Below are 15,371 nucleotides of genomic sequence, written 5' to 3'. Positions count from 1 at the left end.
TTCTTTTTAAAAAAAGTAAATCCAGATATTAAAATAGTCATTGAATGACATTTACGATCTATATCTTTTTACCAATTGACTTTGCTTATTTAAGCCATCTCACTTTTTTCAGATAGTTACAAACGCGTATCTCGTTAATACATAAGAAAGCTTATAAAAGAAAACGAATAAATTTAAACAAATTCATTTGACCTTTTGGTGGTTCCTGTTTAAATGAGAGAATATATTTCTGAAATAAAACTGTCATAGCATGTTCATGTGTAATACTATAAATTTAGGGGTAGTTTGTATTCCATCACTTCAGAAAGGGTGAGCCATGAGTCGTTTTTATCTTTCCATAGCGGCCACGGTTGCTATCATAATGTCTACAGCGGGAATAACAGCAAGTTTTGCGCAGACAAAAATCAGCTTTTGGCATTCTATGAGTGGTGAATTAGGAAAGCAAACTGAAAGTCTCATTAACGATTTTAATGCAAGTCAATCAGAGTATAAAGTTGTTCCTTCATTTCGCGGCGAATATGAAGAGGGGTTGATTTCACTCATTGCAGCATTTCGTGGAAAGAAACAACCAGTGCTTGCCCAAATTTATGACGTTGGTACTGGAACTATGATGGCTGCAAAAGGCGCAATCTATCCATTTTATCAACTTATGGCTGATACAAAACAAGAATTTGATCCTACAGATTATTTCCCTGCTATTAGTGGTTATTACTCCGATGAACAGGGACGTATCATCTCTATGCCATTTAATATTTCAACTCCCATTCTTTATTATAACAAAGATATCTTTAAAAAAGCAGGGCTTGATCCGGAACAGCCTCCTAAAACGTGGCAAGATATAGAAGACTTTTCCAAAAAAATTCTTGAGACTAAAGCGGCAACTTGCGGTTTTACGATGGCTTATGCTGCTCAATGGATTGGTATAGAAAATTTTTCAGCGTTGCATAATGTTCCTTTTGGAACGAAGGAAAATGGCTTTAAAGGACTTGATTCAGAACTTACATTTAATGGACCTTTACAAGTGCGTATGTGGACTGACCTGAAAAAGTGGTCTGATCAAGGTATTTTCCGTTATGGTGGTCCAGCAGGTGCATTAGATTCAACACCAATGTTTATGGCACAAAATTGTGCAATTTTTATGCAATCTTCAGGATCACGTGCTGGAATTGTTTCGGAAGCTCAGTTTGATGTGGGAGTTGGTATGCTACCGTATTATAAGGATGCAGAAGGAACACCACAAAATTCAGTTATTGGGGGAGCTTCTATTTGGGCGTTTAAGGGACATACCCCAAAGGAATATGCAGGGGCAGCCGCTTTTCTTAAATTTCTTTCAAAAACAGAAAACCAAGCAAAATGGCATCAGGAAACAGGTTATCTTCCAACCACAAAAGCGACTTATGAATTGAGCAAAAAACAACATTTCTATGAAAAAACGCCAGGTGCGGATATAGCTATCAAACAGATTAATCTTAATCCACCAACAGTTAACTCGAAAGGGATAAGATTTGGTAATTTACCACAAATCCGTGCCATTCTTGATCAAGAGTTGGAAGCTGTTCTTAGTGGTTCAAAAACACCGAAAGATGGTTTAGATGAGACCGTTGAACGTGGAAATAAACTCTTGCGTGAATTTGAAAAATCTAATCATTAATCTCGTTTTATTGTTAAACATTAAAGACTCAACAAAAACAGTTGAGTTCTTTTTGTTTATCTTTTTAAAGTCTCTACATTTAAAGAGCCCTACGAATGCAAGAAAAACATGCATATTTTAAAAATAGTCTACTTTCTTACGGACTGCTTTTCCCTCAGCTTCTTGTGACTTTTTTGTTTTTCTTTTGGCCTGCTGCTCAAGCAATAAAATCATCTTTTGAGCGTGAAGACCCTTTTGGCTTTACAACAACCTTTATTGGTTTTGAAAATTATCTAACCGTTCTTTCTGATCCTACTTATCTGCAATCACTTCTTACAACCGCAGTATTTTCCATCTCAGTTACTGTCGCTTCAATGACAATATCACTTCTCTTAGCTGTCTGTGTTGATCGTGTCATCCGTGCAAAAAAGGCTTATACAATGCTTTTGCTCTGGCCCTATGCTGTTGCTCCAGTATTGGCAGGTATATTATGGCTGTTTATCTTTCATCCCACCATCGGAATTATCCCTTTTCTTCTCGAGAAAATAGGGGTGCTATGGAATTATCGTATTAATGGCACTCAAGCAATGATTCTTATTGTCATAGCGGCTAGTTGGAAACAAATTTCTTACAATTTTCTCTTTTTTCTTACAGGTCTTCAGTCTGTTCCGCGTTCTCAAATAGAAGCAGCCGCCATTGATGGTGCTGGTCCCTTTAAACGATTTTGGACTGTAGTCTTCCCGCAAATTTCACCAACGACGTTTTTCCTTCTTATTGTCAATGTCAATTATGTTATGTTTGATACCTTTGGTATTATTGATAATACAACTTCTGGAGGTCCTGCGCGTGCAACGAGCATCCTCGTCTATAAAGTATATGACGATGGCTTTAGAAATCAAATAATCGGTGCATCAGCAGCACAGTCAACAATATTGATGTTGATGGTTATTGTCTTAACCTTTATTCAGTTTCGCTGGATTGAGCGTCGTGTACAATATTAGGAAGTAAATTATGGTTGAAAATCGCCCTATTTTGAAATTTCTAACCCATATTACTCTCATTATTGGCATTATCATTATTTGCTTTCCAGTTTACGTTGCTATCATTGCATCAACCCATAGTTCAGCAGCATTCAACTCGGGAACACTTCCTCTTTTACCTGGGAAATATGCTTTGGAAAATTATAAAACAATCTTTGGTGATGGCCTTGCACAACTCGGTCTTCCCAACCTCTGTCCACTCTTAATGAATTCACTCATTATGGCTCTAGGGATTAGTATTGGAAAAATTATTATTTCACTTTTATCTGCTTATGCAATTGTTTATATGCGTTTTCCTTTCCGAAAAACTGCTTTTGTTCTTATTTTTGTTACATTGATGCTCCCTGTCGAAGTTCGTATTCTTCCAACCTATGAGGTTGTTGCGAAATTGGGGATGATCGACACCTATAGTGGAATGATTATTCCACTTATTGCATCTGCAACCGCTACATTTTTATTTCGCCAGTTTTTTTTGACTATTCCAGATGAACTCTTAGAGGCGGCACGTGTTGATGGTGCAGGTCCAGTTAAATTTTTTAAGGATATTCTTCTTCCTCTTAGTAAAAGCAATATCGCTGCTTTATTTATCATTATGTTTATTTATGGATGGATACAATATCTTTGGCCTCTTATCATCACAACGGATCAAAATCATCAAACGATCCTTATTATTTTAAAACAGCTTATTGTCGAATCACTTCAACATGATCCTCAATGGAATATACTCATGGCAGTATCGGTTGTTGCCATGGTTCCCCCTGTTCTTGTTGTTATCTTCATGCAACGGCTTTTTATCAAAGGCCTTATTGAAACGGAGAAGTAATTATGGCCATAATCCAGTTATCAAATATAAAAAAACGGTATGACAACGGCATTCTGGTCATTGATGATTTAAACTTAACTGTTGCTGATAAAGAACTTCTTGTTCTTGTCGGTCCTTCAGGGTGCGGAAAATCAACCTTATTGCGTATTATAGCAGGACTTGAACAAGTTACCTCAGGTGAATTATGTATTGATAACGAACGTATCAATGATCGTGAACCAGCTGATCGTGATATTGCTATGGTTTTTCAAAATTATGCTCTTTATCCCCATATGACAGTTCGTGGAAACTTAGAATATGGTCTTAAAAATCGTAAAACTCCTAAAGAAGAAATTAAAAAACGCATCGCACATGCTGCAAAACTTTTGGAGATAGAATCATTTCTTGATCGTAAGCCACGACAATTATCAGGAGGACAACGTCAGCGTGTTGCAATGGGGCGTGTGATTGTACGTCAACCCCGTGTTTTTCTCTTTGATGAACCTCTTTCAAATCTTGATGCAAAATTGCGGGCGCAAATGTGTATTGAAATAAAAACACTACAGCGTTCATTAGGAACGACCAGCCTCTATGTTACCCATGATCAACTAGAAGCTATGACATTAGCTGATAGAATAGTCGTTTTGAATAAAGGAGCTATCGAGCAAATTGGAACACCAATGGAAATTTACGACACTCCAGCAACAACATTTGTTGCTGATTTTATTGGTTCTCCTCCTATGAATTTTCTTGATCGCCATGTCTTAGAACAACATTTAGGGCATTCATTTTCTTATGGCGAAGAAACTGATCTTTTAGCATTCAGACCTGAAATAATCTTATTGGGCGAACATCCAGATAAAGGACCTGTCTTTCACACAAAAATTGAGCTTATCAAGCCTATCGGAACAGGTTGCCATGTTTTAACGCGTTGGAATAATATCATCTTTACGATTGAAATAAAAGAACGCTTGACACACGACTATGGGCAAAAACTAAGTTTCACTGTCGCTCATCAGAATTTTCATACTTTTAACAAAAACACTGGAAAGCGTACAAATAGTAAGTAAGCATTAATTGATGTGACACGACTTTCTTTTATGTTGCGTTTCGATTTTCTCGATTGCATTTACAAAATCAGGTTGTAACCGATGGGATTAAAAACAAAATTTTAAAAGTTTTGGTAATGATCCATTGTCCCATGGCGCTGAGAATGTCAAAACATTTATATGAAGAAAATATGCATTTTCACGGTCTGTGAGAAGAATATTATTTTCAAATCTCAAACATAATAAAATCATTTTCACTATAAAAAAATATCAATATAAAATAACCATTGATTAACCATATTTTGCTCATAAAAAACAATATATTATTATGTGTTTCTTGATGTAATAATTTATGTAACTTATAAAAAGTAAATGAGAGAAATAGAGGGAAACAATAATTCACAGATGAGAGGGGATGCGCCCCATATCGTAGCTTTGATCCCTAACATAAGAAGTCTATTTGATCCAAAAAATACGACGCTGTTCTAAATAGTCTGTACGAGAATAGGCATATTCTATTTTACTGCTGACTATATGATCTTAAATGGTTTCAGAGATCCTATAAGAGGCATCTGTTTTTTTAGCAATCACATAAATTAGAGAGAAACCTGCACGCGCATGCTGCAAGTTTATTTTTTCTCATGTAAATCACTATGCAATTCTCAGCGAGGGTATCCGATCAGTTGCAAAAGAAATCACTGAGAGATAGAAGGCGCGCTTGTTTTACAATTTTCATTACTTTTAATGATAAAAGCAGATGAAACACATCTGTAACATCCCATCGATCTTTCTATATTCTTGAGTTAAAAAATTGCCTATAGACCATTCTTAAACAGATTTTTATGAATATGACATAAGGGATTGGTGCGAACACCTATAAGAATCAGCAGGGACAAAGACAGTTATCTTGTTGTTTTGCAAAGCATTTTATGAAAGATGGTATATTTTTTCAATATATTGCCAGTCTATTAATGATTTTATGGTATTGCTTTCTTATAAAGTGCGTGCTTTTTTGTTGCTTATAAATCAACCTAAACTTTATACAGCAGTATGTTTGAGACAAATATGAAGACGGCTCAGTGTTGTATTCAGTTTTTGTATATCAGAGTGGAATAAGCTTATCTTCTTATGTAATTTCTAAAATGAGGAGACAGCTTAGTTTAGGGGGGAATATGAAAGCAGAAAGATAAAAAATAGTTTCTATCTTTAGCAATTTAGTATTACGATTTTCAAAAATATCTGAGACTATGTCTCTTACATAATGGAGACTGCGCATTGCCGAACACATTTTTTTATTACGTTCTTTGAATAGAATTACATCTCTCATACAAAACAGAATACCTAAACAGAAGGCTATTAGGTTGCCAATTCACGCACTTGTTTTAAAAAATATTTTGCAAGGTTATTCCAACTGTTTTTTCACGCAGTCGTTTATGAGTAGTATAACATAAAATCCATTGTGTATCGCCATCTTTATATTTATAAAAATGCAAGCTGGGTCCATCATCATACTCTCTGCCAGTCTCCAACATTGCAACAATTATTGTGTTGAGACTCTTCATAAGAGGCATTTTTTCTTCAAGTGGTTTTTATTCATACACTCATTCTACTTGTATGTTATAAATGGAGTTGGGTAGATAAAAATACTTTAAGAAAGAGACCCCAAATGCTTCTTATGAATCGTTTCAAGTGTCGAGAGTTATTGTAAAAGAAGCGTTGGAAAATAGAATGATGCCGCTGACGATCTGGGCATCATGAGGCAATAAATCCACTTACTTTATCTATCTTAGCATCTATTGAGTATAAATTTCTCTGTAAAAGTAACTTTATTTTATATCAATATTATCAATTATAGATGTTGGGTATCATTAGTAATATAATCATAGACTTACGATTTTATGAACGCTTTTTTATCTCTTTTGTAGAAAATCTTAATGTTTTGTGATGGCATCAATGATGGTATTCACATTATGTTCCATCATATCGAGATAAGTTGCTGCAGGGCCATTTTTATTTGACAATGCATCAGAATAAAGAGTCCCACCAATTTTTAAACCTGTTTCTTTTGCAATCTGTTTTATGAGCCGAGGATTAGAGATATTTTCAACGAATAGTGCAGCTGCTTTATTCGCCTTAATTTGTTTGATAAGTTTAGCAACATCGGCTGCGGTTGCTTCAGCTTCTGTTGAAGCATTTTGGGGAGCAAGGATAGTAAAACCATATTCTTTGGCAAAATAGCCAAAGGCGTTATGAGATGTGATAATGATACGTTTATCTTTAGGGATGGTAGCAATTTTTGTTTTCAGGGTATCTTGTGCTATTTTAAGTTTTTGGATGTAGGTTTCGGCATTTTTTTTGTAGCTGGTGCAGGATTGTGGATCGATTTTACAAAAAGCAGCAGCGATATTCTTCACATAGATTTTGACATTGGGAATTGTTTGCCAAGCGTGTGGATCAATAACGCTATGGTGGTGATGGGCATTATGTTCTTGATTTTTCATTTTGAGGGAGGGAATGTTAGCGCTAACTTTGACAAGAAGTGCTTTTGTACCGCTTGCTGTAATGAGGCGATCAATGAATCCTTCTAAATGAAGTCCGTTGATGAAAATAATTTGAGCATTTCTAAGAGCTTGAGCATCATGGGGGGTAGGTTCATAAGTGTGGGTATTCGCATTGGGACCTACAAAAGTGGTCATAGAGATATGGTTGTCTCCTACATTTTTTACGAGATCTGCGAGAATAGAAAAGCTCGCAACAACTTTGATTTTATTGTTTGCAGAAGCAGAAAATGGAGAAAGGGAAAGCAATAAAGCTCCAAGAAGAACAAATTTTTGAGTAAACTTAGGCACATTTTTTCCTTAAAGTGAGGAGGTATAAAAGAGGTGGGGAAACCATGTTACAATAAAGCCACGTGGACTTATCAAGCAGGAAAAAAGATAAATAAATCCTGCGGCAATGATGATAGCAGGGCCGGAGGGAAGAGAAAGATGAAAAGAAAGCAGGAGACCACATACGCTAGAAATGATTCCAAAAAGAGTGGAAAGCGCGCAAATAGGGCCTAGCCGTGAAAACCAAAAACGGGCTGTAATAGCTGGAATCATCATAATGCCAACGGAAAGTAATGTTCCTAGTGATTGAAAGCCTCCAACCAGATTCAACACCACAAGTCCAAGCAATGAAATATGAATATATTTACTCAACGGAGAGAGTGATTTAAAAAAGAGGGGGTCAAAGCTTTCTAAAACAAGTGCACGCCAAAAAATACAAAGGCTGCATAGTGTAATCAGCATTATAATAGTGATTAACCAAAGGGCTTGTGCATCAAGTGCAAGAACCGATCCGAATAAGAGATGAAGCAGCTCAATTGTTGAGTCTTTTAGTGAGATAATAATGACACCTGCCGCGAGTGCAATAAGATAAAAGACGGTCATGGATGCATCTTCTTTCTGAAAGCTATTTCGTGAAATTAAAATGGTTGCTAAAGCAACAATAATACCAGCGAAGATGCCACCAAGTGTCATAGATATGAGGGAAAAGCCACAAATCAGAAAAGCAGTTGCAACACCAGGAAGAATGGCATGAGAGATAGCATCTCCTATCAAGCTCATTCCACGGAGCATCAAAAATACACCAACAGGACAAGCGCTAATAGACAGGAAAATAGAACCGATAAGGGCGTTTTGCATAAATTGGAAATCAACAAAGGGGGCAAGAAAAAATGCATACACGTCTTATAACCTAAGAAAGAGAGGATCATTGATGGGAAGATTTTGTTTTTGTGCGCTAATAGGAAAAGAATTGGATGTGAGAGGTGGCATAACGTGATGAATAGTGTTGTTAAAAAACTGTGTTGTTTTTCCATAAAAGGCGTTTTGTTGATTAATTTGAATCATTTGGGGGAAAAATTCTTGCACGATGAGAGGGTTATGGAGTGCTGCGAGAACTGTGCGTCCTTGCTGTTGCCAGTATGTGATCAGTGTAAGAAGGTCTTTTTGGGTATTATGATCTACACCATTGAAAGGTTCATCAAGCAAAATAATATTGGCATCTTGCACAATGATACGTGCAAAAAGAGCGCGTTGTAATTGCCCGCCTGATAATGTTTCAAGCGAACGGGGTGCTAGTTCTGTAAGCCCAACCGTTTCAAGCGCATTTTGAATCTTAGAATCATAAAGGCGCTGGCTTTTCCATAATCCACAAAAAGACCACAGTCCTGTTTTTACAAGCGTTTTCACATCAATTGGAAATGTTTGATCTACATCACATTGCTGAGAAAGATAAGCAATACGGCTTTTTTTTGGTTTTGTAATTTTTCCCTTAAGAGGTTTAATCAATCCGGCGATGGCTTTTAGCAGTGTCGATTTTCCAGCGCCATTATCGCCTGTTATTGCGACCAATGAACCAGCTTTTAACTTTGCTGAAAAGTTCTTTATTGCTATTCTATTTCCATAGCCTAATGTTGTCTTATTGAAGTGCAGATCCATATTTTTTACCATCGTTGCTTATTATTTTGAAAACTATGTAATAATATAACGTTTGTCAATAAAATGTTATATTATTACATAGTTTTGAGGACTGAAAATTTTAGTGTGAAGATCGTGGAAAATTAAAAATAATAATTGAATTCACCTTGACGAAAGAGAGAGAGTATATACTATATATAGTATCAAAATGATTGGTGATTCTAAATAAGCACAAGAGAGGGTGTTAGTGTGTTTCGTTTGGTATCTAAGTTATTTCCATTATTGTAAAGAGTTTATTGACCAAGGGCATAGCAGTGTTTTTGCTGAAGGATCTCTTTTGGAAGGATTCCTTTCGTTTTTGTAATTGATTTTTGCCGTAAAAGAGTAAAACAGAGCTCTTGAAAAACGGTAGTTTAGAACGTTAGTTTTTAGACAGCAGGAGGGAATTGTAATGCAAGCAAAAGATTGTTTTATAACTGGGGGGCTTTGCCATTTAAGTTATAGAATAATCGCTTATTCTCATCATAGTCTTTGAAGTTATTTGATGAGGAATTCTGTTATGTTCAAGAAGCTGTGTACTATTTGAAAGTAACCACATGTTTTGCGTACAATTTCTGTTTTTTGTTATTCTTGAGTACTTATAAAATTATTAGATTGACCTTTTAGGGTTGATTGTTTGGAATTGTGAAAGTTGAAGAAAATGTCGATCACTATTTATAGCAAACCATCTTGTGTCCAATGTGATGCTACACGCCGCGCTTTTGATGCAAAAGGCATTCATTATCGTGTTGTTGATATTTCTTGTGATGAACAAGCATACAATTTTGTTCAATCTCTGGGGTATCGTCAGGTTCCTGTCGTTGTTTGTGGTGAAAATCATTGGTCTGGTTTTAGACCAGATATGATTAGTGGTCTTTGTGCTTAATGGGGCTTATTGTTTATTATTCGAGTGCAACGGGTAATACAGAACATTTTGTCTCGCAACTTGGTCAACGACTCTTCAAAATTGATAAAAGAAAGCCTTCTGCATTGGTTGGTGAACCTTATGTACTGGTTGTTCCTACATATGCAGATGGTGAAGGAAGAGGAGCAGTGCCGAAAGCCGTTATCCATTTTCTTAATGAAGCTGAGAACCGAAAATTAATTCGTGGTGTCATTGGTGGTGGGAATCGTAATTTTGGTTGTTATTATAATTTAGCAAGTAAAATCATTGCTGAAAAATGTTGTGTACCTTGCCTTTATCGTTTTGAGCTGCGTGGAACTGATGAAGACGTTATTTATGTAAAAAAGGGATTGGAAAGATTTTGGAAACAATTGGTATAGGGCAATCGCAGAAATCGGATCAGATTACTGATTATCATGCGCTGAATGCAATGCTTAATCTTTATGATGAAAATGGTCATATTCAATTTGATATGGATAGGCTTGCCGCACGGCAATATTTTCTTCAGCATGTTAATCAAAATACAGTTTTTTTTCATAACCTGAAGGAAAAAATAGACTACTTAATAGAAGAAGGTTATTATGAAAAAGCTTTATTTGGGCTTTATGATTTTTCTTTTATTAAAAAGCTTTTTAAACGTGCTTATGCATTTAAGTTTCGTTTTCCTACCTTTTTAGGCGCATTTAAGTACTATACCAGCTATACATTAAAGACTTTTGATGGGAAACGTTATCTTGAACGTTATGAAGATCGTGTTTGTCTTGTAGCTTTATATTTGGCACAAGGGAATAAAGCTCTTGCTGAAAGTTTTGTGGATGAAATTATTACAGGACGTTTTCAGCCGGCAACACCGACATTTTTAAATGCTGGGAAAAAACAACGTGGTGAATTGGTTTCGTGTTTTTTGCTACGTGTTGAAGATAATATGGAATCGATAGGTCGTTCGGTTAATTCGGCTTTGCAGCTTTCAAAACGTGGTGGAGGTGTGGCGCTTTGTTTAACGAATTTGCGGGAAGCTGGGGCACCAATTAAGCAAATAGAAAATCAGTCCTCAGGAGTCTTACCGGTGATGAAACTCTTGGAAGATTCTTTTTCTTACGCCAATCAGCTTGGGGCAAGACAGGGGGCTGGAGCTGTTTATTTGCATGCTCACCATTTAGATATTATGAAGTTTTTGGATACAAAGCGTGAAAATGCTGATGAAAAAGTTAGAATCAAAACGCTTTCGCTTGGTGTCGTTATTCCTGATATTACTTTTGAGCTTGCACGGAATAATGAGGATATGTATCTCTTCTCATCTTATGATATCGAGCGTGTGACAGGTAAGCCCTTTAGCGATATTTCTTTAACGGAGCATTATCGTTCTTTTGTTGATAATGCAAAGATTCGTAAAAAGAAAATAAGTGCACGCGTTTTTTTCCAGACATTAGCGGAAATTCAATTTGAGTCGGGTTATCCCTATATTTTATTTGAGGATACTGCTAATCGATCGAACCCAATAGCTGGGCGCATAAGTATGAGCAATTTATGTTCAGAAATTTTGCAGGTGAGTGAGGCAAGTGAACTGGAGACAGATTTAACTTATCGCACGATTGGAAGTGATATATCCTGTAATCTTGGATCCATGAATATTGCCAAAGCAATGGAAAGTCCTGATTTCGGACAGACCGTGGAATCTGCTGTTCGTGCCCTTACTGCGGTTTCGGATATGAGCAATATTGCCTGTGTGCCTTCCATTGCGAAAGGCAATGCTGAAAGTCATGCGATTGGTTTGGGACAAATGAATTTGCACGGGTTTCTAGCGCGTGAACAGATCTATTATGGATCTCCAGAAGCGATAGATTTTACCAATATCTATTTTTATATTGTGACATATCACGCCATACGGGCTTCCAATTTGATTGCACGTGAACGTCAAGAAATGTTTGCAGGGTTTGAAAAATCAGCTTATGCAGATGGACGTTTTTTCGAAAAATATATTGAAAAAGAATGGAAACCGCAATTTGCGCTTGTGCAAGAGCTTTTTGCACGGAACAATATTGTTATCCCAGATCAAAAGGATTGGCAGGAACTCAAAAAATTAGTCATTGAGTATGGGCTTTATAACCGTAATTTGCAGGCAGTTCCACCTACGGGATCTATTTCCTATATTAATCATGCCACTTCTTCTATTCATCCAATTGCTTCAAAAATTGAAATTCGCAAAGAAGGAAAAATTGGACGCGTTTATTATCCCGCTCCTTATATGGATAATACGAATTTGAATTTTTACCAAGATGCTTATGAGATTGGTCCTGAAAAAATTATAGATACCTATGCTGCAGCAACACAGCATGTTGATCAAGGTCTTTCATTGACATTATTTTTTCCTGATACCGCTACCACACGTGATATTAACCGCGCACAAATTTATGCCTGGAAAAAGGGTATAAAGAGTATTTACTATGTACGATTACGGCAAGTAGCATTAAGTGGAACAGAAGTTGATGGCTGTGTTTCGTGCAGTTTATAGGAGATCATCATATGACAAAGATTACAACCAAAAATCCTGTTGTGTGCGCTGTTAATTGGAATAGATTACATGATGAGAAAGATCTTGAAGTATGGAACCGCTTAACTGGGAACTTTTGGTTACCTGAGAAGGTTCCACTTTCCAATGATATTCCCTCATGGTCAAGCTTAACAGATGAAGAACGTAAATTAACAATTCGTGTTTTTACAGGACTAACGCTTTTAGATACAATTCAAAATACTGTTGGAGCCATTTCGCTTCTGGCTGATGCAATAACAGAGCATGAGGAGGCAGTGTTGACGAATATTGCTTTCATGGAAGCGGTTCATGCACGTTCTTATTCCTCTATTTTTTCAACCCTTTGTTCGACGGTAGAAGTTGATGATGCGTTTAGATGGTCAGAAGAAAATATTCATTTGCAGAAAAAGGCTAGATTAGTACTTGAGCGTTATGAAGCAAATGATCCACTTAAGAAAAAAATTGCTTCGACTTTGCTGGAAAGCTTTTTATTTTATTCTGGTTTTTATTTGCCCATGTATTGGGCCAGTCGCGCTAAGTTGACCAATACAGCAGATCTCATTCGATTAATCATTCGTGATGAAGCAGTCCATGGTTATTATATAGGTTATAAATTCCAATTGGGCTTTGCAAAGCTTGATGAAGCCAAAAAGAAAGAAATTAAAGATTTTGCTTTTAACCTGCTCTTTGATCTTTATAATATCGAGTGCAAATATACTGAAGATCTTTATGATGCACTTGGATTGACAGAAGATGTTAAAATTTTTCTTCATTATAATGCTAACAAGGCTTTAATGAATTTAGGTTTTGAAGCTCTTTTTCCCCCTGAGGTTTGTCGTGTTAATCCCGCTATTTTGGCAGCTTTATCACCAAACTCTGATGAAAATCATGACTTTTTTTCAGGGGCAGGTTCTTCTTATGTCATTGGCAAGGCGGTTGCTACCACGGATGATGATTGGGAATTTTAATGTTTGCATGCAAATAGAAGTGCGCGGGGTATTCCACTTAGATCTTTACGCACTTCTAAACATTGAAAACCATTTTTTTCAAATAAATTACAGACTTCATTTTCTTGAGAGTAACCAATTTCAACAGCGACATAGCCGTTTTCTTTTAAGTAGTTGGCTGCTTCATGGGCGAGTTTTCGATAAAAATCAAGTCCATCTTCCCCTCCTATCAGGGCGCGTAATGGGTCATGTAAGCGCACTTCTTTTGCAAGTTTTTCGATATCTTGTGCGGGAATATAAGGTGGATTGGAAACAATGAAATCAAAGCGATCTGCGACCGCATCAAACCAGTCGCTAAGAAGAGGTGTGAAGCGGTGTGCTACTTCAGCGTTTTTTGCATTTTTTTTCGCTGTTTTAAGGGCATCTTCAGAAATATCGACTGCCACCGCATAGGATTGGGGAATTTGTTTAAGGAGTGTAATGGCAATGGCGCCACTTCCTGTTCCCATATCAAGGAATCTTGTTCTTCTCGAATTTTCGACCTGTTTTTGGAGAAAAGGGAGAACAAGATCTATTAGCGTTTCTGTATCAGGACGAGGTTCTAACGTCTCTTGAGACAATGCAAAAGATATACCATAAAATTCTCGTGCTCCTATAATACGGTAGACAGGTTCTCCTGCAATACGCCGTTGTAGAGCCTGTTCTATTTGTATAATATGCTCAGAAGACAGATGCATATCTGGTTTAGAAATTCTTTCAGCAGCATTTATTCCTGTTATCCATTCAACGAGTATTTTCGCATCGAGATCGGCTTTAGCAATTCCTTTCGTGCGCAATTTTTCTTGCATTCGTTGGATGACATTCTTGAAAGAATATTCGCTCAATTATTATCCATTTCCATAAGCAGTGTTGTTTGATGATCTGAGATGAGTGCATGAAGAAGCTCATCAAGATCTCCCTCTAGAATGCGATCAAGCTTATACAAGGTTAGATTAATACGGTGATCCGTGACACGTCCTTGTGGAAAATTATAGGTACGAATACGTTCTGAACGATCACCAGAACCAACTTGGCTTTTACGAGAAGCTGAACGTTCACTTTCCGCTTTTTGTCGTTCGATATCGAATAAGCGTGCCCGTAAAATTTGAAGGGCTCGTGCTCGGTTTTGATGTTGTGATTTTTCTGCTTGTACGACCATAATTCCTGTTGGAATATGCGTGATACGAACAGCTGAATCCGTTGTATTAACATGCTGTCCTCCTGCTCCAGATGCACGCATTGTGTCAATACGAATATCTTCAGGGCGAATATCAATATCAATTTCTTCAGCCTCCGGAAGGACTGCAACGGTAGCAGCAGATGTATGGATACGTCCACCGGTTTCTGTTTCGGGGATGCGTTGCACACGGTGAACCCCTGATTCATATTTCAATTTAGAAAAGACACCTTTTCCTGAGATAGTAGCAATAATCTCTTTATATCCGCCAACTTCTCCCTCACTGAGTGAAATAACTTCTACTGTCCAATGGTGAGCATGGGCATAACGTTCATACATACGGAAAAGATCACCGGAAAAAAGTGCTGCTTCTGATCCACCCGTTCCTGCTCGAATTTCAACAATAGCGTTTTTTTCATCAGCAACATCTTTAGGCAAAAGCAGAATCTGGAGTTCTTTTTCAAATTGCTCTACTTTTTTATATAACAATGGTAGCTCTTCTTGGGCAAGATTACGCATCTCTACGTCTGTTTGTTTATCATTGATAATTGTTTCTAATTCTGTAATCTCTTTGTAAAGAGCATTTAATGCGCGTATAGAGGCAATAACGGGTTGTAGTTCTGCATATTCAGAAGCTAATTTGACATATGTTTCAGCATTTGGATTAGTCGTCATTTGGCTTTCAATTATTTCAAAGCGCTTTTCAAGCTGTCTCATACGATCTTGTGGCAAGGAAACCATGATAATATTG

13 protein-coding genes are annotated in these 15,371 nt (G+C 36.9%); 8 read left to right on the top strand and 5 right to left on the bottom strand.

Annotated elements, in window-relative coordinates; genetic code table 11:
- Positions 1-316 precede the first annotated feature (316 nt).
- The 4 genes from ugpB (at position 317) to ACFIKD_RS02565 (ending at position 4,542) form a co-directional block, all read left to right on the top strand.
- Positions 317-1,651, top strand: a complete 1,335-nt coding sequence (ugpB, locus tag ACFIKD_RS02580) for a sn-glycerol-3-phosphate ABC transporter substrate-binding protein UgpB (protein WP_375636012.1) — start codon at positions 317-319, stop codon at positions 1,649-1,651.
- Positions 1,652-1,746: 95 nt separating this feature from the next.
- Entirely contained in the window at positions 1,747-2,631 is an 885-nt protein-coding gene (gene ugpA, locus ACFIKD_RS02575) for a sn-glycerol-3-phosphate ABC transporter permease UgpA (protein WP_012754601.1), read from the top strand.
- 10 nt (positions 2,632-2,641) lie between these two features.
- Complete coding sequence (ugpE, locus tag ACFIKD_RS02570) at positions 2,642-3,493, top strand: sn-glycerol-3-phosphate ABC transporter permease UgpE (RefSeq protein WP_375647143.1); 852 nt, start codon at positions 2,642-2,644, stop codon at positions 3,491-3,493.
- A 2-nt stretch (positions 3,494-3,495) separates the two neighbouring features.
- Complete coding sequence (locus ACFIKD_RS02565) at positions 3,496-4,542, top strand: sn-glycerol-3-phosphate import ATP-binding protein UgpC (RefSeq protein ID WP_375636010.1); 1,047 nt, start codon at positions 3,496-3,498, stop codon at positions 4,540-4,542.
- A gap of 1,910 nt (positions 4,543-6,452) precedes the next feature.
- Here the strand turns inward: ACFIKD_RS02565 and ACFIKD_RS02560 are convergent.
- The 3 genes from ACFIKD_RS02560 to ACFIKD_RS02550 are packed head-to-tail and all read right to left on the bottom strand — an operon-like array spanning position 6,453 to position 9,005.
- Positions 6,453-7,370: a metal ABC transporter solute-binding protein, Zn/Mn family gene (locus ACFIKD_RS02560; RefSeq protein WP_375636009.1), complete on the bottom strand. Its 918-nt coding sequence runs from the start codon at positions 7,368-7,370 to the stop codon at positions 6,453-6,455.
- Positions 7,371-7,379: 9 nt separating this feature from the next.
- Positions 7,380-8,249 (bottom strand): metal ABC transporter permease, encoded by an 870-nt coding sequence (locus ACFIKD_RS02555; protein ID WP_375636008.1) that lies wholly within the window; start codon positions 8,247-8,249, stop codon positions 7,380-7,382.
- Positions 8,250-8,252: 3 nt separating this feature from the next.
- The gene (locus tag ACFIKD_RS02550) at positions 8,253-9,005 is read right to left on the bottom strand and encodes an ABC transporter ATP-binding protein (RefSeq protein ID WP_375636007.1); all 753 of its coding nucleotides are present in this window, start codon (positions 9,003-9,005) and stop codon (positions 8,253-8,255) included.
- A gap of 679 nt (positions 9,006-9,684) precedes the next feature.
- Here ACFIKD_RS02550 and nrdH point away from each other — a divergent pair.
- From nrdH to nrdF, 4 genes are read left to right on the top strand one after another with little or no spacing between them, the layout of a single operon-like run.
- Positions 9,685-9,909 (top strand): glutaredoxin-like protein NrdH, encoded by a 225-nt coding sequence (nrdH, locus tag ACFIKD_RS02545; protein ID WP_375644644.1) that lies wholly within the window; start codon positions 9,685-9,687, stop codon positions 9,907-9,909.
- Complete coding sequence (nrdI, locus tag ACFIKD_RS02540; RefSeq protein WP_375636005.1) at positions 9,909-10,307, top strand: class Ib ribonucleoside-diphosphate reductase assembly flavoprotein NrdI; 399 nt, start codon at positions 9,909-9,911, stop codon at positions 10,305-10,307. Before nrdH ends, nrdI begins: the two co-directional genes overlap by 1 nt.
- The gene (gene nrdE, locus ACFIKD_RS02535) at positions 10,289-12,439 is read left to right on the top strand and encodes a class 1b ribonucleoside-diphosphate reductase subunit alpha (protein WP_375636004.1); all 2,151 of its coding nucleotides are present in this window, start codon (positions 10,289-10,291) and stop codon (positions 12,437-12,439) included. The genes nrdI and nrdE overlap by 19 nt, the downstream gene beginning before the upstream one ends.
- An 11-nt stretch (positions 12,440-12,450) precedes the next feature.
- On the top strand, positions 12,451-13,425 hold the full coding sequence (nrdF, locus tag ACFIKD_RS02530) for a class 1b ribonucleoside-diphosphate reductase subunit beta (protein ID WP_012754609.1): 975 nt from the start codon (positions 12,451-12,453) through the stop codon (positions 13,423-13,425).
- On the opposite strand, the gene prmC is transcribed toward nrdF, so the two are convergent.
- Complete coding sequence (gene prmC / locus ACFIKD_RS02525; protein WP_375647141.1) at positions 13,422-14,288, bottom strand: peptide chain release factor N(5)-glutamine methyltransferase; 867 nt, start codon at positions 14,286-14,288, stop codon at positions 13,422-13,424. The two genes, nrdF and prmC, sit on opposite strands and share 4 nt — an antisense overlap.
- Positions 14,285-15,361: a peptide chain release factor 1 gene (gene prfA / locus ACFIKD_RS02520; RefSeq protein WP_375644642.1), complete on the bottom strand. Its 1,077-nt coding sequence runs from the start codon at positions 15,359-15,361 to the stop codon at positions 14,285-14,287. Before prfA ends, prmC begins: the two co-directional genes overlap by 4 nt.
- Positions 15,362-15,371: the final 10 nt, after the last annotated feature.

This window comes from Bartonella sp. CR84HXZ, from assembly GCF_042194535.1.
Lineage (GTDB): Bacteria > Pseudomonadota > Alphaproteobacteria > Rhizobiales > Rhizobiaceae > Bartonella > Bartonella grahamii.
The sequence above is the reverse complement of the archived record's forward strand: the minus strand, read 5'-3'. Positions and strand labels throughout refer to the sequence as shown.